The organism is Streptomyces fildesensis (assembly GCF_016107395.1).
GTDB lineage: Bacteria > Actinomycetota > Actinomycetes > Streptomycetales > Streptomycetaceae > Actinacidiphila > Actinacidiphila fildesensis.
In genome coordinates, this window is record NZ_JAAIKO010000144.1 from 1 (window position 1) to 845 (window position 845).

Genomic DNA, 845 nt, shown 5'->3' on the forward strand with positions numbered 1-845 from the left:
AAGCGGTCCGTTCGCGCGTGGGGCGTCGATCCATCCGCCGGGACGGGTAGCCGTCTCCAGTCCTCGTTCGCCAGCGAGGGCCTGTTGCTCTCGCAGCGCAGCAAGGCAACCCCATGATTCCGTTGCGATCCCGCTGGGCGCGCGGAACCCAGGTGCCTTCGTCAGCGCGAAGCGCTGTTTCTCCCGCCCTACCGCCGCGACCGGCATTTCCGGTGTAGGAACCATAGAGATGGCAGCCCGTGACCGTGCACAACGTCGGGTTCAAGCTGGCCTCTTCGATCTTCCTCCAAGCAGCGGCAGCGGCGGCTGAAGGAAGTGCGCAGGGCGCTGAACCTGGAGGAGCGTGCCCGACTTCGTCGAACTACGTGCCGTCGTGCTCCGCGCCGACGGAAGGCGCCCACTTCGGGCTCTTGTCACCGTCCTGGGCTTCGCGGCGGGCATCAGCTCTCGTCATGTGTTCGCTTCCCCGCGCCAGGCGGGGTTCGCCGACCTAGGGAGGCCGGGGGCGCCCCACAGCGGGAACCAGCGGCTCAGGTCCTCCTCGATGCGCAGGTCGTCCTTGGCCGTGGCCCTGACCTGGAGTTCCAGCGGATTGTCGCGCTTCTGGCCGGGCAGCGGCGCGAACGGGTAGAAGGTGCCCCGCTTGTAGAGGTAGACCAGCGCGAGGGGGCGTAGTTCGGCGTCGTGGAAGGTGACCAGAGAGCACAGGAGCTGCGGGCCGAAGCCGCTGTCCTGCAGGGCGGAATTCACCGCGTGCAGGTCGTTGACCAGAGCGGGCAGGTCGCCGGGGTCGCGGCGGGAGAGCAGCCACGAGTACCCGTACGCGTCACGGCTGAACTCCACCG

At 68.3% G+C, this 845-nt stretch carries 1 protein-coding gene; it reads right to left on the reverse strand.

The genetic code is table 11. From position 1 onward, the window contains the following. Positions 1-450: 450 nt before the first annotated feature. The coding region (gene pspAB, locus C6N31_RS42295; RefSeq protein ID WP_438817456.1) for a PspA-associated protein PspAB at positions 451-845 on the reverse strand (395 nt) is incomplete at its 5' end.